This is a genomic window from Erythrobacter sp. HI0063 (assembly GCF_001635685.1).
Taxonomy (GTDB): domain Bacteria; phylum Pseudomonadota; class Alphaproteobacteria; order Sphingomonadales; family Sphingomonadaceae; genus Qipengyuania.
Map to the genome: position 1 here is coordinate 1 of NZ_LWFF01000070.1, position 18846 is coordinate 18846.

At 61.3% G+C, this 18846-nt stretch carries 15 protein-coding genes; 6 read left to right on the forward strand and 9 right to left on the reverse strand.

What is annotated here, in order from left to right; genetic code table 11:
* From A3736_RS03390 to A3736_RS03410, 5 genes are all read left to right on the forward strand, one after another.
* A partial coding sequence (locus A3736_RS03390) for an efflux RND transporter permease subunit (protein ID WP_197465475.1) occupies positions 1-1462 on the forward strand: 1462 nt, incomplete at its 5' end.
* On the forward strand, positions 1450-1836 hold the full coding sequence (locus A3736_RS03395) for a copper-binding protein (RefSeq protein ID WP_066761550.1): 387 nt from the start codon (positions 1450-1452) through the stop codon (positions 1834-1836). The genes A3736_RS03390 and A3736_RS03395, both read left to right, overlap by 13 nt.
* A 295-nt stretch (positions 1837-2131) precedes the next feature.
* Positions 2132-3436, forward strand: coding sequence for a multicopper oxidase family protein (locus tag A3736_RS03400; protein ID WP_233999206.1), 1305 nt, complete (start codon positions 2132-2134; stop codon positions 3434-3436).
* Between the two features lie 13 nt (positions 3437-3449).
* Positions 3450-5789: a heavy metal translocating P-type ATPase gene (locus tag A3736_RS03405; RefSeq protein ID WP_067679242.1), complete on the forward strand. Its 2340-nt coding sequence runs from the start codon at positions 3450-3452 to the stop codon at positions 5787-5789.
* 44 nt (positions 5790-5833) lie between these two features.
* Complete coding sequence (locus A3736_RS03410) at positions 5834-6310, forward strand: hypothetical protein (protein ID WP_067696355.1); 477 nt, start codon at positions 5834-5836, stop codon at positions 6308-6310.
* Positions 6311-6327: 17 nt separating this feature from the next.
* On the opposite strand, the gene A3736_RS03415 is transcribed toward A3736_RS03410, so the two are convergent.
* Entirely contained in the window at positions 6328-8280 is a 1953-nt protein-coding gene (locus A3736_RS03415) for a cytochrome c/FTR1 family iron permease (protein WP_066761544.1), read from the reverse strand.
* A 96-nt stretch (positions 8281-8376) separates the two neighbouring features.
* Positions 8377-8994 (reverse strand): cation transporter, encoded by a 618-nt coding sequence (locus tag A3736_RS03420; RefSeq protein ID WP_008603825.1) that lies wholly within the window; start codon positions 8992-8994, stop codon positions 8377-8379.
* Between the two features lie 75 nt (positions 8995-9069).
* Between A3736_RS03420 and A3736_RS03425 the strand changes: the two genes are divergently transcribed.
* Complete coding sequence (locus tag A3736_RS03425; RefSeq protein ID WP_008603824.1) at positions 9070-9468, forward strand: helix-turn-helix domain-containing protein; 399 nt, start codon at positions 9070-9072, stop codon at positions 9466-9468.
* A 136-nt stretch (positions 9469-9604) separates the two neighbouring features.
* Here A3736_RS03425 and A3736_RS03430 read toward each other — a convergent pair whose 3' ends face one another.
* The 7 genes from A3736_RS03430 to A3736_RS03460 form a co-directional block, all read right to left on the reverse strand.
* Entirely contained in the window at positions 9605-10999 is a 1395-nt protein-coding gene (locus A3736_RS03430) for an aldehyde dehydrogenase family protein (protein WP_067679244.1), read from the reverse strand.
* The gene (locus A3736_RS03435) at positions 10996-12636 is read right to left on the reverse strand and encodes an acetolactate synthase large subunit (RefSeq protein WP_067679247.1); all 1641 of its coding nucleotides are present in this window, start codon (positions 12634-12636) and stop codon (positions 10996-10998) included. Before A3736_RS03435 ends, A3736_RS03430 begins: the two co-directional genes overlap by 4 nt.
* Before the next feature lie 92 nt (positions 12637-12728).
* Positions 12729-13640 (reverse strand): cation diffusion facilitator family transporter, encoded by a 912-nt coding sequence (locus A3736_RS03440; protein WP_156501943.1) that lies wholly within the window; start codon positions 13638-13640, stop codon positions 12729-12731.
* 47 nt (positions 13641-13687) lie between these two features.
* A complete protein-coding gene (locus tag A3736_RS03445; protein ID WP_054522853.1) occupies positions 13688-14557 on the reverse strand; it encodes a hypothetical protein in 870 nt (289 codons plus the stop codon).
* Entirely contained in the window at positions 14554-15183 is a 630-nt protein-coding gene (locus A3736_RS03450) for a cation transporter (RefSeq protein ID WP_067679253.1), read from the reverse strand. The genes A3736_RS03445 and A3736_RS03450 overlap by 4 nt, the downstream gene beginning before the upstream one ends.
* Positions 15180-15551, reverse strand: a complete 372-nt coding sequence (locus A3736_RS03455; RefSeq protein WP_067679256.1) for an STAS/SEC14 domain-containing protein — start codon at positions 15549-15551, stop codon at positions 15180-15182. The genes A3736_RS03450 and A3736_RS03455 overlap by 4 nt, the downstream gene beginning before the upstream one ends.
* Positions 15552-15573: 22 nt before the next feature.
* Positions 15574-18837 carry an efflux RND transporter permease subunit gene (locus A3736_RS03460; RefSeq protein ID WP_156501944.1) on the reverse strand — a complete coding sequence of 1088 codons (3264 nt, stop codon included), beginning with the start codon at positions 18835-18837 and terminating at the stop codon, positions 15574-15576.
* Positions 18838-18846: the final 9 nt, after the last annotated feature.

Below are 18846 nucleotides of genomic sequence, written 5' to 3' on the forward strand. Positions count from 1 at the left end.
TGAAGGCGATTTGCTTTATATGCCGAGCGCGCTGCCCGGCCTCTCCCCCGGCGAGGCTTCGGCGCTGCTGCAGCGCACCGATCGCCTGATCAAGTCGGTCCCCGAGGTGGAAACGGTGTTCGGCAAGGCGGGGCGCGCCGATACAGCGACGGATCCGGCTCCCCTGACGATGTTCGAAACGACGATCCGCTTCAAGCCGCGCGAGGAGTGGCGCGAGGGAATGACGCCCGATCTGCTGGTCGAGGAACTTGACCGGGTCGTCCAGGTGCCGGGCCTCGCCAATGTCTGGGTGCCGCCGATCCGCAACCGGATCGACATGCTCGCGACCGGGATCAAGAGCCCGATCGGGGTCAAGGTTTCAGGCGACGATCTCGATCAACTCGAACGCGTTGCACTCGATGTGGAGCGTATCGCCAAGACCGTGCCTGGCGTGAGTTCCGCCCTGGCCGAGCGGCTGTCGGGCGGTCGGTATGTCGATGTCGATATCGACCGGATGGCGGCCGCGCGATACGGGCTCAACATTGCCGACATCCAGCAGATCGTCTCTGGTGCAGTTGGCGGTGCCAATGTCGCACGGACCGTCGAGGGGCTGGCGCGCTATCCGATCAATGTGCGCTATCCCCGCGAAATCAGGGACAGCGTCGAGGAACTCAGGGCCTTGCCGGTTCTGACGCCGTCCGGCCAACAGATCACGCTTGGCACTGTCGCCCGTATCGCCGTCAGCGACGGTCCGCCCATGCTCAAGAGCGAACAGGGCCGACTGACCAGCTACATCTACGTCGACGTCCGGGGCCGCGATCTTACCTCGGTGGTCGCCGATCTGCAGGAGGTCGTCGCCGCGGGTGTCGATCTTCCTGCCGGCGTCAGCCTGTCCTATGCGGGCCAGTTCGAATATCTGACGCGCGCATATGAGCGACTGAAGGTCGTGGTTCCCGCGACGCTCGCGATCATCTTCCTGCTGCTATATCTCATTTTCCGGCGCTGGGACGAAGCCTTGCTGATCATGGGCACGCTGCCCTTCGCGCTGACGGGCGGATACTGGTTGCTCTATCTGATGGGCTACAACCAGTCGGTGGCGACTGCGGTCGGTTTCATCGCGCTTGCCGGCGTCTCCGCCGAATTCGGTGTGGTGATGCTGATCTACCTGAAAGCCGCACTGGAGCGGCGGCGCGGTGATCTGAGCGCCGAAGAAGTAGACGAGGCCATCCGGGAAGGCGCGCTCCTGCGCGTGCGGCCCAAGGCGATGACCGTCGCAGTCATCCTTGCCGGTCTCTTTCCGATCCTGATCGGCACGGGCGCGGGCTCGGAAGTCATGAGCCGCATCGCCGCGCCGATGGTCGGCGGCATGATCACCGCCCCGCTCCTGTCCATGTTCCTGCTTCCCGCCGCTTATCTGTTGTTGCGGCGCCCCCGTCCGGAAAAACCGGCCAATTCTCAAGGAGAAGAAGAATGCGTACCCTAACCTACATAATCCTGCTCGCGGCACCGCTGGCGCTTGCAGCCTGCGATGCTGCGGACGATACCTCCGAGACCATGATGCCTGACGAAATGGCGAACTCGGACAGTATGCCCATGTCAGGCGAAATGCCGATGGCGGAGGAGACCGGCGGCGAGCAGAGCGCCAGCGCGGAGGGAACGGTTACAGCCATCGATCCCGAGGCGGGCACCGTGACCATCGAGCATAGTCCGGTCGAAAGTATCGGATGGCCGGCAATGACCATGGCCTTCGAAGCCGACGCGCAGATCCTCGAACAGGTCAGTATCGGTGAGGGAATAGCCTTCGAATTTCGTACTGGAACCGAAGGCAGTGTCGTTACCTCGGTGACGCCGCGATAGAAAAATAAGTGGGAGGTGCTCGGTCGCGCCGGCGCCTCCCACGCCAAAGCAGGTGAATATGCCAGGTATCGACAGGCCCAACTTTCAGGATCGCCGCGACTTCATGAAGAGCGTCGGCCTCGCGGCGACGAGTTTCGCGGTGCTGCCGCTAGTGGGTTGCGACACGCAAAGTAGGATGTCGCTCGATCGATCAGGCGCTAGCAATCCCCTCGCCATACCTGAGCTACAGGCAGGAACCATCGAACGGGGGGAGCGTGTCTTTCGCCTGTCCCTGACATCGGGCGAGAAAGACTTCGTGCCTGGCACTCCGTCTCCGACAATCGGTATCGACGCATCCTATCTCGGACCGACCCTCGAAATGCGTCGCGGCGAACAGGTTCGATTTCACATCGACAACAAGCTTGCCGAAGATGCGACCGTCCACTGGCATGGCTTCGAACTTCCCGCCACCGCGGATGGCGGGCCGCACCAGCTCGTGCGGCCCGGCGAGCGCTGGAGCCCGTCCTTCGAAATACGCCAGCGCGCGTCGCTATACTGGTATCATTCGCATTTACATCAGCGGGCGGGACCACAGGTCTATGCCGGTCTCGCAGCCCCGATCTACGTGCGCGACGAGGAAGAGGATCGCCTCGATCTGCCGAGCCGGTACGGTGTGGATGACATACCGCTCATCGTGCAGGATCGCGTGATCGACAGCTCGGGCCGCCTCGTTTACCCGCTCAACATGCACTCGCGGATGATGGGAGTGCTGGGCGAGCACATCTATGTGAACGGAACGGCCAATGCCGTTTTCGACGGCGCCGCCGGCCCGCTGCGCCTGCGGCTTCTCAATGGATCGAATGCGCGGTTCTACACCTTCTCGCTCGAAGGTGATCGTCCGATGCAACTCATCGCAAGCGATGGCGGCCTGCTTGCCGCACCCCGGAAGGTTCGAAGTCTTACCCTTGCCCCAGGCGAACGCGCACAAGTGATCGTCGACCTTTCCGAAGGGCGCCCGCTGCGCCTGAATGCCAGCAGTCCTGATAACGCCATGGGCATGATGGCCGGAGAAGGCGGGGGTATGATGGACGGCGGAATGATGGGAAACCGGACCGGTCGCGAGAGGCAGGGCCGCACCTTTTCGATCCTCGATATGCGTCCCTCCGGCGCGTCGACTTCAGTTATGCTTCCGCCCACCCTGGCCGCGCTTGCCGCGCCGGACCCCTCGCTCGCCGTTCGCAGCCGCCGTTTCGTGCTCGATATGGGCATGATGGGTCGAGGCATGTCGATCAACGGCGAGACCATGGACATGGACGTCATCAATCAACGCGTACCGGTGGGTCAGTGGGAAATATGGGAAATCGCTAACGCTTCGATGATGGCGCATCCCTTTCATATTCATAACGTGCAGTTCCGCTTGCTCGACCGGGACGGTCGGCCTCCGCGGGCGGAAGAGGCGGGCTTCAAGGACACCGTTATCGTCAACCCGCGTGAACAGGTCAGGCTGCTGTTGCGGTTTGAAGAGAATACCGATCCCGACAATCCCTACATGTATCACTGTCATATCCTCGAGCACGAGGACGCAGGCATGATGGGGCAGTTCGTGGTCACGGCCAATTAGGGGAGAACGACAGATGAGCGATGGGCACAATGCAATCGAGGGTACGGCGACCGACCCCGTTTGCGGAATGAGCGTGAAGATGGACGGCGCCCGCTTCATCGATCGACACGAGGGTGGCGACCATTACTTCTGCTCCTCGCGCTGCCTCGACAAGTTCCGCGCGGATCCGGAGATGTATCTTTCGAAGGCGCACCTCGATGCTGTCGAGGATGTCCCGGAAGGTACGATATACACCTGTCCGATGCATCCGGAGATCCGGCAGCCGGGGCCGGGCTCCTGCCCGATATGCGGGATGGCCCTCGAACCCGAAACGGTCACCTTGAACGAGGGCCCCGATCCCGAACTCGTCGACATGCGGCGAAGGTTCTGGTGGAGCGCGCTCTTCACCCTGCCGCTCTTCGCCTATGCGATGGGCGACATGATCCCGTCGCGACCGTTCGATCAGGTCATCGAACCCGCTTTCGCGCAGTGGCTGCAGCTCCTGCTGGCCACTCCGGTGGTGCTTTGGGGCGGCTGGCCCTTCTTCACCCGGGCGCTGCAATCGGTCCGGACCATGAACCTCAACATGTTCACCCTGATCGGCTTCGGCGTCGCTATCGCTTATCTGTTCAGCCTTGTGGCAACCCTCGCCCCGGACATCTTCCCCGAGGCTTTCCGCGATCATGCGGGCCGGGTCGGCGTCTATTACGAGGCCGCAGCGGTTATCACGACCCTCGTGCTGCTCGGGCAGGTGCTCGAGCTCAAGGCGCGCGGATCGACATCGAGCGCCTTGCGAGCGCTTCTCGAACTCGCGCCCCCGACCGCGATGAAGATTTTCGGTCGCGGAGACGAGCGCGAAGTACCGCTCGATGAATTGACGTCTGGGGACCTGCTGCGCGTGCGTCCGGGCGACAAGGTCCCCGTCGATGGCACGCTCGAGGATGGAAGCAGCGCCATCGACGAGTCCATGATCAGTGGCGAACCCATTCCCGTCAAGAAAAGCGCGGGCGATCAGGTAATCGGGGGCACTGTCAACCAGACCGGCAGCTTCACCATGCGCGCGACGCAGGTCGGCGCGGACACCATGCTCTCGAAGATCGTGCAGATGGTGGCGGAGGCGCAGCGCAGCCGGGCACCGATCCAGCGGCTCGCCGACCAGGTCACCGGATGGTTCGTGCCCATCGTCGTCCTTGTCGCTATCGTGAGTTTTGTCGTCTGGGCCATCTGGGGACCGGCACCGGCCCTTGCCTACGCGCTCGTCAACGCGGTCGCCGTTCTGATCATCGCCTGTCCCTGCGCGCTCGGACTGGCGACGCCAATGTCGATCATGACCGGCACCGGCAAGGGAGCCCAGCACGGCATCCTGATCAAGAACGCCGAAGCGCTCGAAACGCTGGAAAAGATCGATACGCTGGTTGTCGACAAGACCGGCACACTGACCCGGGGCAAGCCCGATCTTGTCGACGTAAAACCGCAGTCAGATTTCGACGAGCAGGAGTTGCTGAGCCTTGTCGCTGCTGTTGAGAGAGGAAGCGAGCATCCGCTCGCCCACGCGATCGTCGAAGGGGCTCAAAGCAGGGGCGCTGCCATTCTCGACGCTTCCGATATCGAGTCCGTGACCGGCGAAGGCATCCAGGCAAATGTCGACAAGCGCCGGGTCGCGATCGGGAATGAAAAGATGATGGAGCGCATAGGGGCGCTCGAAGAAAGCTGGCGGTCCTCGGCCAATGAGGGTCGAAGCCTCGGACAGACGGTGATGTTCGTGGCCGTGGACGGGGCACCGGCAGGCCTTATCGCTGTCGCCGATCCGATCAAGGAAACCAGCCGCACCGCTATTACCGCGCTGCATGAGCGCGGCATCAAGATCGTGATGCTTACCGGCGACAGCGAAGCCACCGCGCGTGCGGTAGCAAGCCAGGTCGGTATCGACGAAGTCGAAGCGAATGTCTCGCCCGAGGACAAACATCGCAAGATCGAGCAGTTGAAGAGCGAGGGTCGCCGGGTCGCTATGGCCGGCGACGGCATAAACGACGCACCCGCGCTTGCCGCTTCGCATGTCGGCATCGCGATGGGAACGGGTACCGATGTCGCGATCGAAAGCGCGGGCGTGACATTGGTGCGCGGCGACCTCGTCGGCGTTGTTCAGGCGCTCGTCCTGTCTCGGGCCACTATGCGCAACATCAGGCAGAACCTGTTCTTTGCCTTCGCCTATAACGCGCTCGGCATTCCGGTCGCCGCAGGTGTTCTCTATCCGTGGACCGGGTTGCTTTTGAACCCGATGATCGCGGCCGCGGCGATGAGCCTGTCCTCGGTATCGGTGATCGGCAACGCCCTGCGCCTGCGCGGCCTCGCTCTTCCCAAATTCGATACCTGAGCGATGGGCACGGGAGGGAGATGGCAAGAGTGACGGATTAGACGATGCAGGATCAAAACCAAATCTCTGAGAAATCGCGCGAATGGCGCGGTGCTCATCCAGCGCTCTGGATCGCGATATTCGGAATTCTTATCGCATTCGCCTGGGAGATGCTTCAGCTTCCTTTCTACCAGTCGGGAGATCTGTCGCCTGCCGAGGCAGCACGTCGCTGCGGCCTGGCCTCGTTCGGCGATGCCGGGATCATGGTGGCCGCTTATCTCGGCGCCTCTGTCGGCAGTGGTAAAACGCCGTGGCTCGTAGACTGGCCGATCTCGCGTTTGGTCGTGTTCCTGGGAATCGGCCTGGCCATTACTGCCATGGTCGAAGTGCTGGCTGTCGGTGCCGACTGGGGGTGGTCCTATAGTGCAATCATGCCGCTTGTGCCCGGGACCAAAATCGGCCTGGTACCGATCGTGATGTGGGTCGCGGTTCCCACCGCCACCTTGTGGCTCGCGCGCCGTCTCGGCACCGGACCCCGCTGATCGCAAACCGGGATCTCCTATCCCTCGACAGCTGCCGGCTGCGGTCCCGATGGTGATCGACTTACCCGAAATCCGGCAATCAGGGCCAGCAGCGTGAGCAATTGCGCGCCGATCGTCTCGACAGTCGGGAAGAAGCCGAGTTCGGCGAGGCGCGGCAAGCCGGCGATGAAAGTGGCGGAAAGAACTCCGGCCTCCTGGAAAGCGCCCACGCCCTTGCCCGCGAGAATGACCGCAAGGATCGCAATCAGGATAGCACTGTAGCGGAAGAACTGGGTGATCGGCAGTTTGCGGCTGTAGCGCAGCATGGCCCAAGCAATGAGCGCCAGCAGCGCTACTGCCGACAAGGCACCTAACAGTATGATGCCGCTGCTCTGCGGGTTCCACAGGGCAGCGTAGAACAGGATAGTCTCGAAAGCTTCGCGGTAGACCACCACAAAGGCGAGCCCGAAGAGAAACCATGCCGATCCGCGCGAAAGCGCCTTGCCCATTTTTTCCTGGATATAGCGCCGCCACTCCTCGGCCTGGGATTTGCCGTGCATCCAGATCCCGACCGATACGAGAATGACAGCCGCAAGCAGCGCGCCGATCCCTTCGGTCATCTCGCGGCTCGCCCCGCTGATGCTTACGAAGTAGGTTGCTACGACCCAGGTGGCGACACCTGCGAAAAGAGCAGCGATCCAGCCACCATGGATATAGGGCAATACCTCGGAGCGCTGCGACTTTTTCACAAAGGCGATCATGGCGATCACAACCAGAAGTGCTTCGATCCCCTCGCGCAGCAGGATGGTGAACGCCCCGAGAAAGGTCGAGATTTCGCTGGCCGCCTCAGGAGCCAACGCTCCCTCGGCTCTGGCCAGCAGACTATCGATGCGAGCCCTTAGTTGCTGTAGTTCGGATGGATCCGCACCGGACTCTATTCCGGCCCGAAATTGCCCGAGCGCCTGTTCTACCTCGCGCATCAAACCGCCATCGCGCGTTGCAAGGAGGGCCTCCAGGGGTTCGAACCCGTCGAGATAGGCAGACAGGGCAAGCTGCCGCGCTTCTTCACGGTCGCCAGCCCGATAGGCTGACAGGCTGCGATCGAGCGTATCGCGAACGAAAGCGAGCGAACCTGTGTCATTTGCCTGTCCCACCGCATTGGGATTGGCGCGAAGATAGGCCATGACGGCGAGCGCACGGTCCTCTCCGATCTCCTCGGCCAGACTTTCCGGTGTGAGCGCGGCGAGCGTCTCGAGATCGGGGACAAGCTGGCGTATGCCATCATCTTCCCGCCAGATACGCTCGCCTTTGGCCACATCTTCAAAAGCAATGCTGCCGGCATAGAATGCAAGCGCCCAGCGATCCTCGTCGGACAGCGATGCGAAGCTGGCCATGGACGTTCCTTCAAGCCCCTGCGTGATGACCTGGTAAAGCCCGAACGCACTGCGCTGCCGTGCCCGGTCGATATCGGTAAAGTCTATCGGCGGGGGATCGAGCGCCTGCATTGCGGCCGGTGGCGCACTTCCGGCGGCGCCGTGACACGAGGCGCAGTTCTGCGCGAAGAGAGTGCGGGCGCGGACAAGGTCGGGCGCCTGCGAAGGGGCGAGCGGAACCGGGTAGGCTGTCAGCAACGAGGCTGCCAGCGCGCGCGCGAAGCGCCCAACTTGCTCGGCAGGTTCCTTGTTGGCGATCAGAGCTCGCAGCTGGTCCGATCGGCGGATGAGTGCTTGATTGTCTTTAGTGTCCGGAAATGCAGCGACCTGCCGCGCCACGACATCGGAAAACTCCACCATTTCGCGATATTCGAATTCGTCGGCAACACGTCCCTCGGAAACCGCGGAGGCGTAGTCGACCGCGATATAATCGAGCAGACGCCAGGTGGTTCGCACATCGGGTTCTTCCGCGTTCGCGGTGACGGACAGACACAGCGCAAGCGCCAGCAGAATGAGCCGCAGTGCCGGATGGACGGTGGCGGAGACGATGCGATGCATGAGGGGTCTCTATATCTGTTGCAATTAATTCGCAATAGCAGAGTCTAGACGGAAACGTATTTCCCTCAATCCGCAATCGCGGGCATATTCTGTAGTTTAGGTAGAGCGCAGTTCGCCACGTGCCTGTTTGAAGACTTCGGCACTTCCCCACACCGCCAGTCCTGCCATGATGCTCGCCACAACCAGATCGGGCCACGCACGGCCGGTGCCGAAAACGCCAATCGCTGCCGCCAGCACGGCGATATTACCGATCGCGTCGTTGCGCGAACAGATCCACACCGAGCGCATGTTCGCATCGCCCGAGCGATACCGGAACAGCATCGCGGCGACGGCGAGATTTACCGCCAAAGCAAGAGAACCGATGGCGCCCATCGTTCCCGGGTCGGGCGACGCCCCGACAAAAAAACCCCAGATGGCCGAGCCGAGCACCCACAGGCCGAAAGCCAGCATGGTCGCCGCCTTTACGAGAGCCGCACGCGCGCGCCAGACGAGCGCCATGCCCGCTACGCCGAGACTGATAGCATAGTTTGCCGCATCACCGAGAAAGTCGAGCGCGTCGGCCTGCAAGGCGCGCGAATCCGCAGCAATGCCTGCCACGATCTCCACACCGAACATGATTGCATTAAGGCCCAGCGCGATCCACAGAATGCGCCGCCATGTCGGATCGTTGTTGTTTGCACCGCCCTCATCGGGACCGCAGCAGGTCTTTCCCATTTACTCGACTCCTTGCGTCGATCCGCCCTATGCACCTTGTAGTAACTACAAGGTCAAGCCGCAGGAGCCTTTGTCATGAGAATTGGTCAACTTGCCCGGATAACCGGCGTCAAATCCGAAACAATCCGCTTCTACGAGCGCGAAGGTATCCTCGCTGCCCCTCCGCGCACGAAGGCCAATTATCGCGACTATGGACCTGCAGAGGAAGCGCGCCTTAACTTCATACGGCGCGCGCGTGATCTCGGCTTCTCGATGGCACGCATCAGGGAATTGCTCGATCTCTCCGATGATGCCGACCGGTCCTGCGCGGGCATTGACGCTCTGGCCAGAAGCCATCTCGGCGAAGTCGAGCGCAAGATCGCCAGCCTGGAGGCGTTGCGGACGGAGCTTGGGCGCATGATCGCTGCCTGCGAGCAAGACACGGTAGGCGACTGTCGCATCATCGATGCACTTGCCGGTACCACCGAGCCTTGATGCCCGCGCCTCGTGCGCCAGTTCGGTCAGGCTCGCCGATGCACGGCTTTTGTCCGCCGCCCCTAAGAGACTTAACTTCGGGAAGGCCGACGAGTGCGAAGCTGCCCGTGTCGCCATCCCGGGTCTGTCGAACGGGTTATGATGCTGCTGTCGGCCAGTTCCAGACGGCCATTTTTTCAATGCTCATATCCTCCATCGTGTAGGCGATCCCGCCGACGCCAAGCCCGGAGCGGCGCAGCCCTGCAAAAGGCATCCAGTCGACGCGGAATGCCGTATGGTCGTTCACCATCACCGCCGATCCCGTCAGAGACCTGATGCAATGATTGGCGATTGACAGCCGATCGCTGAATACAGCGGCCTGAAAGGCGTAAGGCAGGGCATTGGCCTGCTCGATAGCCAGGTCGATATCGTCATAGCCATACACGCAGATCACGGGGCCGAAGATTTCTTCCTGGGATACCTTGGCGCTTTCCGGAGGATCAACAATGACGGTCGGGGAGAAAAGAGTGTCACTCAGACGGCTTCCCCCGCACACCAGGGTGCCTCCTGCTGCGATGGCTTCATCGACCCAGCGTTCGACGCGGTCAACTTCCTCCGTTCGGATCAGGGGTCCGCATTGGGTCTCAGCATCGGCGGGATCGCCCACGACCAGCTTTTCGGCAGCTCGCCCTAGGTCATTGGCGAAGTCTTTCAATTCTGCAGCAGGGACGAATACGCGCTGCACGGAAACGCAGACCTGACCCGAATGATAGAACCCGCCTTTTAGCAACGAGGCGATCACTGCTGCGCGCTCCACGCCGCTGTCCACGATTACCGGCGCCGCACCGCCGTGCTCGAGAGCAATGCGGGTTCCCGGCGCCAGCTTCGAGCGAAGCATCCAGCCGATTTTCGCAGAACCGATGAATGAGAAGAACGCCGTGCGCGGATCGGTTACCATTCTTTCGGCGACATTGTTGCTGCACGGAGCGAACCGGCACCAGGCCCCGGGCAGGCCGGCTTCATGGAGAATGCCCACGAAGCTCTGGCATGAAAGAGGCGTTTCCAGCGCAGGCTTGATGAGAACGGGGCACCCGGCTGCTACCGCCGGTCCAACCTGATGGACGATTAGGTTGAGCGGGTGATTGAATGCCGAGATCGCCACGACAGGACCGATCGGCTCGCGGAAGGTATTTGCCGTCCTTCCCGCACCCGCTTCTGTCAGGTCCATGGGGATCTCGTGACCGCCGCCATCGCTGAGCGCCTGAACGCACAAGTCGACGCTGTTGATCGCGCGACCGGCTTCCACGCGCGCATCGACCAGGGGTTTGCCGCCCTCCCTGACGATCTGGAGAGCCAGATCCTCGGCTCGTTCGCGCATGATATCCGCAGCCCGCCGGAGGATGGCGACACGCTCGTGCACGGCAAGCCAGCCATGGCGGTCGCGGTGGAGCAACTGCGCTTCATTCAGCCATTCATCGATTTGAGCCCAGCCAACAAGCGGTACTTCTGCAATCGGCGAGCGGTCGAAAGGATTGTGAACGATCGTTTTCATAGCTCACACACCTTTGCGCCGAGATCATCAATCAGCACCTTCTTGTTTTCGGAATAGTCGACGGGCAGATCGACAAGGTGCACGCCGCCAGCCTCGAATGCGGCGTTCAGGACCGAAACCAGATCCGCACTTCGCTCGACACGGTGGCCGGTCGCTCCATAGCTTTGTGCGTAGGTGACAAAGTCGGGATTGGAAAAGGTCAGGCCGTAGTCCGGAAAGCCAAGCTGGTCCTGCTTCCAGCGGATCATCCCGTATGCTGCATCATTCAGAACGAGAACGACAAGGTTCAGTCCAAGCCTGACGGCCGTTTCCAGTTCCTGCGAGTTCATCATGAACCCGCCATCGCCGCATACCGCGAGCACTCTGCGCCCCGGCGCCAGCATCGCAGCCATCATGGCGGATGGAAGGCCAGCACCCATCGTCGCCAATGCATTGTCGAGCAGGATGGTGCCAGGCTCGTGGGCGATGTAGTTTCTGGCGAACCAGATCTTGTAGATGCCGTTGTCGAGCGCAACGATATCATCGCGCGCCATTACGCTGCGTACGTCGGCAACCACGCGCTGGGGGACCATTGGAAAACGTTCGTCGTCGCTGGTCTCGGAGATGTGCGATGCAATCTCGTGATGCAGGGCGGTATAATAGCTGCGGTCGCACTGCAGCTTGCCATCCAGGCGGTTTCCCAGCCGCTCGACCGATCCGGCGATGTCGCCGATGACCTCGAGCTGCGGGAAGTAGACCTGATCGACTTCGGCTGCCTTGTAATTGATATGGATGACGGTCTGCCCGCCCGGCTCCATGAAGAAGGGCGGCTTCTCCACCACGTCGTGACCGATATTGACGATCAGATCGGCCTTTTCGATTGCGCAGTGAACATAATCGCCCGACGATAGCGCCGCGGTGCCCAGATAGAGCTCGCTATCTTCATCGACCACGCCCTTGCCCATCTGGGTGTCGAAGAAGGGAAAGCCGGTATCAGACACGAATTTGCGCAACGCTTTCGAAGCGCGGCGGCGGTTCGCTCCGGCACCGATCAGGAGCAATGGCCGCTCAGCCGCGATGATGCGCTCGGCCGCTTCGTCGAGCGCAGCATCTCCGGCGACCGCATAACGCCTGTCATGCGGCGGTATGACCGGTTCGATCGTTTCCTCTTCAGCGATATCTTCGGGCAGTTCCAGGAGGACGGCTCCGGGTCTTTCTTCCTGCGCCAGGCGGAAACCTTCGCGAACGAGAGAGGGGATGCGGTTGCCGTTCACAATCTGGGTCGAAGCCTTGCAGAGCGGAGTGAACAGGGAAACGACATCGACGATCTGGAACTGGGCCTGTTTCGATGTCTTTATCGGCTTCTGTCCGGTAATGATGACAAGCGGAAAGGCCCCGAGCGCGGCATAGGCCGCCGGTGTGGTCAGGTTCGTCGCCCCAGGCCCGAGAGTCGCCAGGCACACACCTGCCTTGCCGGTCAGGCGGCCATAGGTCGTCGCCATGAAGCCAGCGCCCTGTTCGTGACGGGCCAGAACCAGCGTGATGGCGGAAGTTCGCAGCGATTCCAGAAGATCCAGGTTTTCTTCGCCTGGAACGGCGAAAACATATTCGACGCCCTCGGCTTCGAGTGCGGCGACCATGAGATCGGATGCTTTCATTCGTTGGTCCTCATTTTACGAGTTGCAGGGCGGTTTATGCCGTGCGCTGCCAAGCTGCTCGCCCACAGCGACCGACCCGATCGCCGCGCTTGTCAATGGTCGTGGTCATGGTCGTGGTGATGGTTCTTCTCGACCTGATGGTCCGGGATCATGTCCGGATCACACTCCGCAGCGAGACAGGCTTCGAACGTTGCATGGGCGATGGCGTGCTGCGTCTCGAGCATACCGCGAGCCCGCGCCTTCACATCCTCGAAAGCCTGCAGCGAAGATTCGGCAGGAACGATATGCGCCTCAAGCGCGCGATAATGCTCACTGATGCTCCAGACATGGACGTGATGGACGTCGGCCACGCCTTCTGTGTCACGCAGGTCGCTCACAATGCGATCGAACTCGCTTTCGTCCGGCACCGCACCCATCAAGAGCCGCACCGTGCGAGGCAACAAAGTGACGCCCTGCCAGATCACATAGGCAGCAATGACCACAGTGATGATCAGATCGGCAATATAAAGTTCGTATCGCAGAATGAGTACGCCAGCCACGATCACACCGACCGAAGCCAGCGCATCGGACACATTGTGCAGAAAGGCGGCTTTCATGTTGAGGGAGTTCTTCGAGCTGGCGTAAACCATCACCGCCGTAACCACGTCGATCACCAGCGCTATCCCGGCGACCCAGATTACGGTCCACCCCTCAACGGGTTGAGGGTCTGCGAAACGGTTGATCGCCTCGACGAGCAGATAGAAACCGATGATAAGCAAAGTCGTCAGATTGATGAGCGCCGCCACGACTTCCGCACGAGCATAGCCGAAGGTCATAAGCTTGTCGGCTGGCCGGCGCCCGATCCGCCTCGCAAACAGAGCCAGTCCAAGCGATGCCGCGTCGCTGAAATTGTGCAGCGCATCGGCGATCAGTGCGAGCGAACCCGACAATATCCCCCCGATGATCTGGGCGACAGTCAGCAGGACGTTGAGGGCGACGGCCAATACAAGGCGGCCGTCGCTCATGCTTTCTTCGCCGTGACTGTGCCCGGCATGACCGCCCGATTGTGCCACTACCTGCCTCCTTTTTCTGTTCTCTTGGTCGTCGTAACGGACTGCGCGGGGGAATGCTGGAACGTGCTGTTCGAGACATCGAGTTCGCGCGACAGTTCTCCAAGCGCCGAGATCGCGAGGCCGAGCAGCGCGAACCCTCCGACGAATGCCAGGAGCGTAATATGATTGGCGGCGACCGATCCGGTTCCCATGCGAAGCAGCGCGCGCGCCGATGCAACTATAAGAAAGCCCGGGATAATAGCCGCTAGCCAACCTCGCCCGTTGTCGGTGAATCCGTGCAGCGCCCAAAAGGTCAAGAGAGCGATACCGATGAAAAACAGGGAAAAGAGGACAAGTAGCGCAAGCTGGTCCATCCTGCTCACTTGGGCGGATCGGTATTCATCGATCGCCTGGCGTCCTATTTCCAGGTTCGCAAAAACAAGCGCTGCAGACACCGCCATTGCTGTCGTCGCGGATGCAGCAGCGGCAGCACCCAAGATAACGCTGTAAGGCAGGATATCGGACGCCATCGACACCGAGATGCGACGTACCAGGGTTGGCCTATCGGAGCATCGCTCAGGTCCGTCATCATCCGGTCTGAGTTTTGCGTATCGACCAAGCTCGTTGAAAATCAGAAGCAGCAGGCCGCCCGCCAGCATCAAACCAGTGAGTGTCCAGCGGGTGAGAGGAGATTGTCCCAGCGGAAGAGTTAGCAAGACGGCAAGGGCGGCAAAAGCACCCGAAACGCCGCCCGGCAGGAGCGGATGCAGGAAGCTCCAACTGCCTTTTGCCAATTTGCCGCCAATCATGACCCCGATGCCTGATAGCATCGCCAGGACAAGGACCCGCGAAAGGTCCTGCGCGGCAAACAAGGTATCGATTAGCGTCAATTCCTCTTCTCGCCGTGGACGGTTCCCGCCTCGTCGTGCACATCCATATGCGTATCGCGCAGGATCTGCACTCCGCCGTAAAGCGCTATGCAGGCGACCGCTATTCCGACCACTAGGTCGGGCCAGTTGGCACCGGTAATCAGCACAACGATGCCGGCGATGATGATCCCGCCATTGGAGATGAAGTCGTTGAAGCTGAAGGTTGTCGCCGCCCGCATATTGACGTCCTTGTTCTCCACCTTCTGCAACAGGCGCAGGCAATAGAGATTCACCAGTCCCGCGACGAACGCCATCGCCATCATCAGCATGCCGCCCGGATCGGAACCTTCCACGAACCGTCGGTAAGCATCGAAAATGACCCCAGCGGAGAAGACCAGCAGCATGATGCCGGAGAAACGCGCGGCCCCGCGTTTCCAGGTCCGCGAGCGGGTTAGCGCAAGCAGGCTGAGCGCATAAACGATTGCATCCGATGAATTGTCGAGGCCGTTTGCCAACAGCGCGTTGGAATCGGCAAAATATCCGACCGCGAAGAAGCCGATCGCGATGGCGACGTTAAGCCACAGGACAACCCACAGGGTCTTGCGCTTTTCAGGCGACCGGACATCGACCTCATGTCCGCCACTCATGCTGCGTCCTCCCCGGTTTGTACCCAGCTTTCCGCATGACTACGCTGTGATGGCCGGAAAAACTTCATTTCGGCGCGGAAGAGTGAGGATGACAATTTCCAGCCCCGCTCTTCCCATTTGCTGTCGCCGATCATGGCGATCCGGCTGAAACAATCCTTATGCCGGATGTCGAACTTGAGATCGCGCCAGAGACCTCCGAAGTCCCAACCCGAAAAGTCAGGCGCGAGCTCGATCACCATCGGGACGGTACCGGCCTCGCGCTCTGCGATATGTTCGAATTGGGGAACAAAGCGGTCATAGGCTTCATCCCCCAGCCTGCCTCCGGCGCGTATCCAGAGCAGTCCGTTCTCTTCCTTCAGTGCCAGCACCGTTTTTTCCTTTCCCGATCGGTCATGCGATGTCCTTCAGCTCGCGCTGCTCATCGCTTGTCACGTTGCGCCGCAGCCGGTCCCACCAGCGCTGTCGCCAGGTCTGGTCATCTTCTCTGGTCCCGAAAACCAGCTTCAAAATTGCGGGCAAGACGAAGAGGGTGAGCGCGGTGGCCGTGATCAATCCTCCGATGACGACTGTCGCCAAGGGACGCTGCACTTCCGCGCCGGTCCCGGTCGCAATGGCCATCGGCACGAAGCCGAGCGAAGCAACGAGCGCGGTCATGAGAACCGGCCTCAGGCGCGCCAATCCACCATCGACGATGGCGTCATCGAGCGCCATGCCCCTGTCGAGCCGCTGACGGATCGCAGTCACCATCACGAGGCCATTCAAGGTCGCCACGCCCGACAGGGCGATAAAGCCTACCGCCGCAGAAACGGAGAATGGCATCCCGCGCAGGGCCAAGGAGAATATTCCGCCTGCCAGGGCCAACGGGATCGCGCTGAATACGGCGAGCGCCGGCACCCAGCCCCCAACCGCCATGTAAAGCAGCAGGAGAATGACCGCGAAAGCGATAGGAATAACGATCTGAAGTCTTTCCTGAGCGGCTTGGAGGTTCTGGTATTGACCGCCCCACTCGATAAACGCGGCAGCGGGCAGTTCGACCTGCGCCGCAACCCTTTCCTGGGCCTCTTCTACAAAAGACCCGAGGTCGCGTTCTCGCACGTTGGACGAAACGATCACCAGTCTGCGTCCCTGTTCCCGGCGAACCTCCGCGAGACCATCCACCACACGGAACTCGGCAACCGAGCGTAGCGGTATGGTTGCCCCGTTCGGGAGCAGCACCGGCAAAGCACCCAACTGGTCGAAATCGTCGCGGGTCGCGTCCGACAACCGCACAACCACATCGAAGCGGCGATCGCCTTCGAAAACGAGGCCCGCAGGCCGACCGCCCAGTGCGATCGCCACCGATTGCGCAACGTCTTCGACCTTCAGCCCGTAACGGGCAATCGCTGGCCGATCGAAGGCAATATCGAGGGTGGGGAACCCGGACACTTGCTGGACCTTGACGTCCGCGGCGCCGTCGACATCGCGCAGCACGCCCGCAACCTCGTTCGCCGCCGAGGTCATGGCGCTGAGATCGTCTCCGTAGATCTTGACGGCAACATCTCCGCGAACGCCTGCGATCAATTCGTTGAACCGCAATTCGATCGGTTGGCTGAACTCGTAAAGGTTGCCGACGAGACTGCTGAGGGCGCTCTCCATTTGCGCGACCAACTCGTCCTTGGCGAGGTCGGGATCGGGCCATTCCTCACGGGGTTTGAGGATCACATACGCATCGGAAGCGTTCGGCGGCATCGGGTCACTGGCCACTTCCGCCGTGCCCGTCCGCGAAAAGACGAGCTCGACCTGCTCAAACTGCTCGAGCCGGTCCTCGACCCGCCTTTGCATCGCGAGCGAACGTTCGAGGGATGTCGAAGGAATACGCAGCGATTGCACGGCGATGTCGCGCTCGTCCAATTGCGGTGTGAACTCGCTCCCGAGGAAGCTGAACACGAAGGCCGCAAAGGCGAAGATGCCGACGCCCATGCCGATGACCGGCCAAGGGCGGGTGATCGCCCTGCGGACCAGCGGTCCGTATCGCTCCTTGGCGATCCGGATCGGCTTGACCTCCTTTTCCGTCAGCTTCTTGTTGAGCAGGATGGCGATCATTGCCGGGACGAAGGTCAGCGACAACACGAACGCCGAGGCGAGCGCGAGCATGACCGTGATCGCCATGGGCGAGAAGGTTTTGCCTTCGACCCCGGTAAAGGTCAGAAGCGGTGCGAAGACGAGAAGTATGATCGCCTGCCCGTACACAGTCGGCTTGATCATTTCCTGCGCGGCAAGCCGCGTTTCCGTCAACCTTTCGCCCAGTGTGAGAAGCCGGCCTTCGTGTTCCTGCCGGGCCGCGAGCCTCGCGACACTGTTCTCGACGATGATGACGGCACCATCGACGATCAGGCCGAAGTCCAGCGCACCCAGGCTCATGAGATTGCCCGACACGCCGAGCCGGTTCATTCCGATCGATGCCATCAGCATGGAAAAGGGAATGACCAGCGCCGCGATGATCGCTGCCCGGATGTTGCCCAGCAGCAAGAACAGGATCGCGATCACCAGAAGCGCGCCTTCAACGAGATTCTTCTCGACGGTCGCGATCGTCGCATCGACCAGCGAAGACCGGTTGTAGACGATCTCCGCGACAATTCCTTCCGGCAGGGAGCTGCGAACTTCCTCGAGCCGTTCGGCCGCCTGGGCCGACACGGTGCGGCTGTTCTCGCCCGCGCGCATGAGCACGGTGCCCACGACCGCTTCATCGCCGTTCAGCGACGCCGCGCCCGTTCGCAGGTCGCCACCGATGCTGACCGTGGCGACGTCTCCTACGCGAATGGGGACTCCTTCGCGTGTAGAAACGACCGCCTGCTCGATATCCTCGACACTGCCGAGGCGCGCATCAACTCGGGCGAGGAGGGCTTCGCCTGCCCGCTCGACGAAATTGGCCCCTTCGGCGAGATTGGCCGCTTCCAGCGCATCGATCACTTCGTCGAACGATAAACCGTACCCGGTCAATCGCGCGGGATCGGGTTGGACAAGGTATTGCTTTTCGAAGCCGCCGATCGAGTCGACACCCGCCACACCGTCGACCGACCGCATGAGGGGGGCAACCACCCAGTCCTGGATGGTTCGCAGATAGGCAGCCTTGGCAACATCGCTGTCGAGCCGGTCGCCACGTTCGGTCACAAAGCTCCCGTCGGACTGCCAACCGACCGCTCCGCCCAGCGGTGCTTCCTTGCCGTCAGGAAACTCGTACTCGATGGTATACATGAGCACTTCGCCCAAGCCGGTCGAGATGGGTCCCATCACCGGTTCGGCACCCTCGGGTAGGGAGGCACTTATGGGCGTCAGCCGTTCGTTGACCTGCTGACGCGCAAAATAGATGTCGGTCCCTTCCTCGAAAATCGCGGTCACCTGGCTGAACCCGTTGCGCGATATTGAGCGGGTCATCTCCAGACCCTCGATACCGGCAAGCCCGGTTTCAACGGGATAGGTGACCTGCGTTTCGACTTGCGAAGGCGACAGGGCTGGTGCCTCGGTGTTGATCTGCACCTGTACATTGGTGATATCGGGCACGGCATCGATGGGCAGGCGCAGCAAATTCACCACGCCATAGATTGCCACACCGAGCGTCAGTACGACCATCGCCCAGCGAAAGCGCACGGCGACGTCGAGGATCATGCCGATCAGGCCATGGCG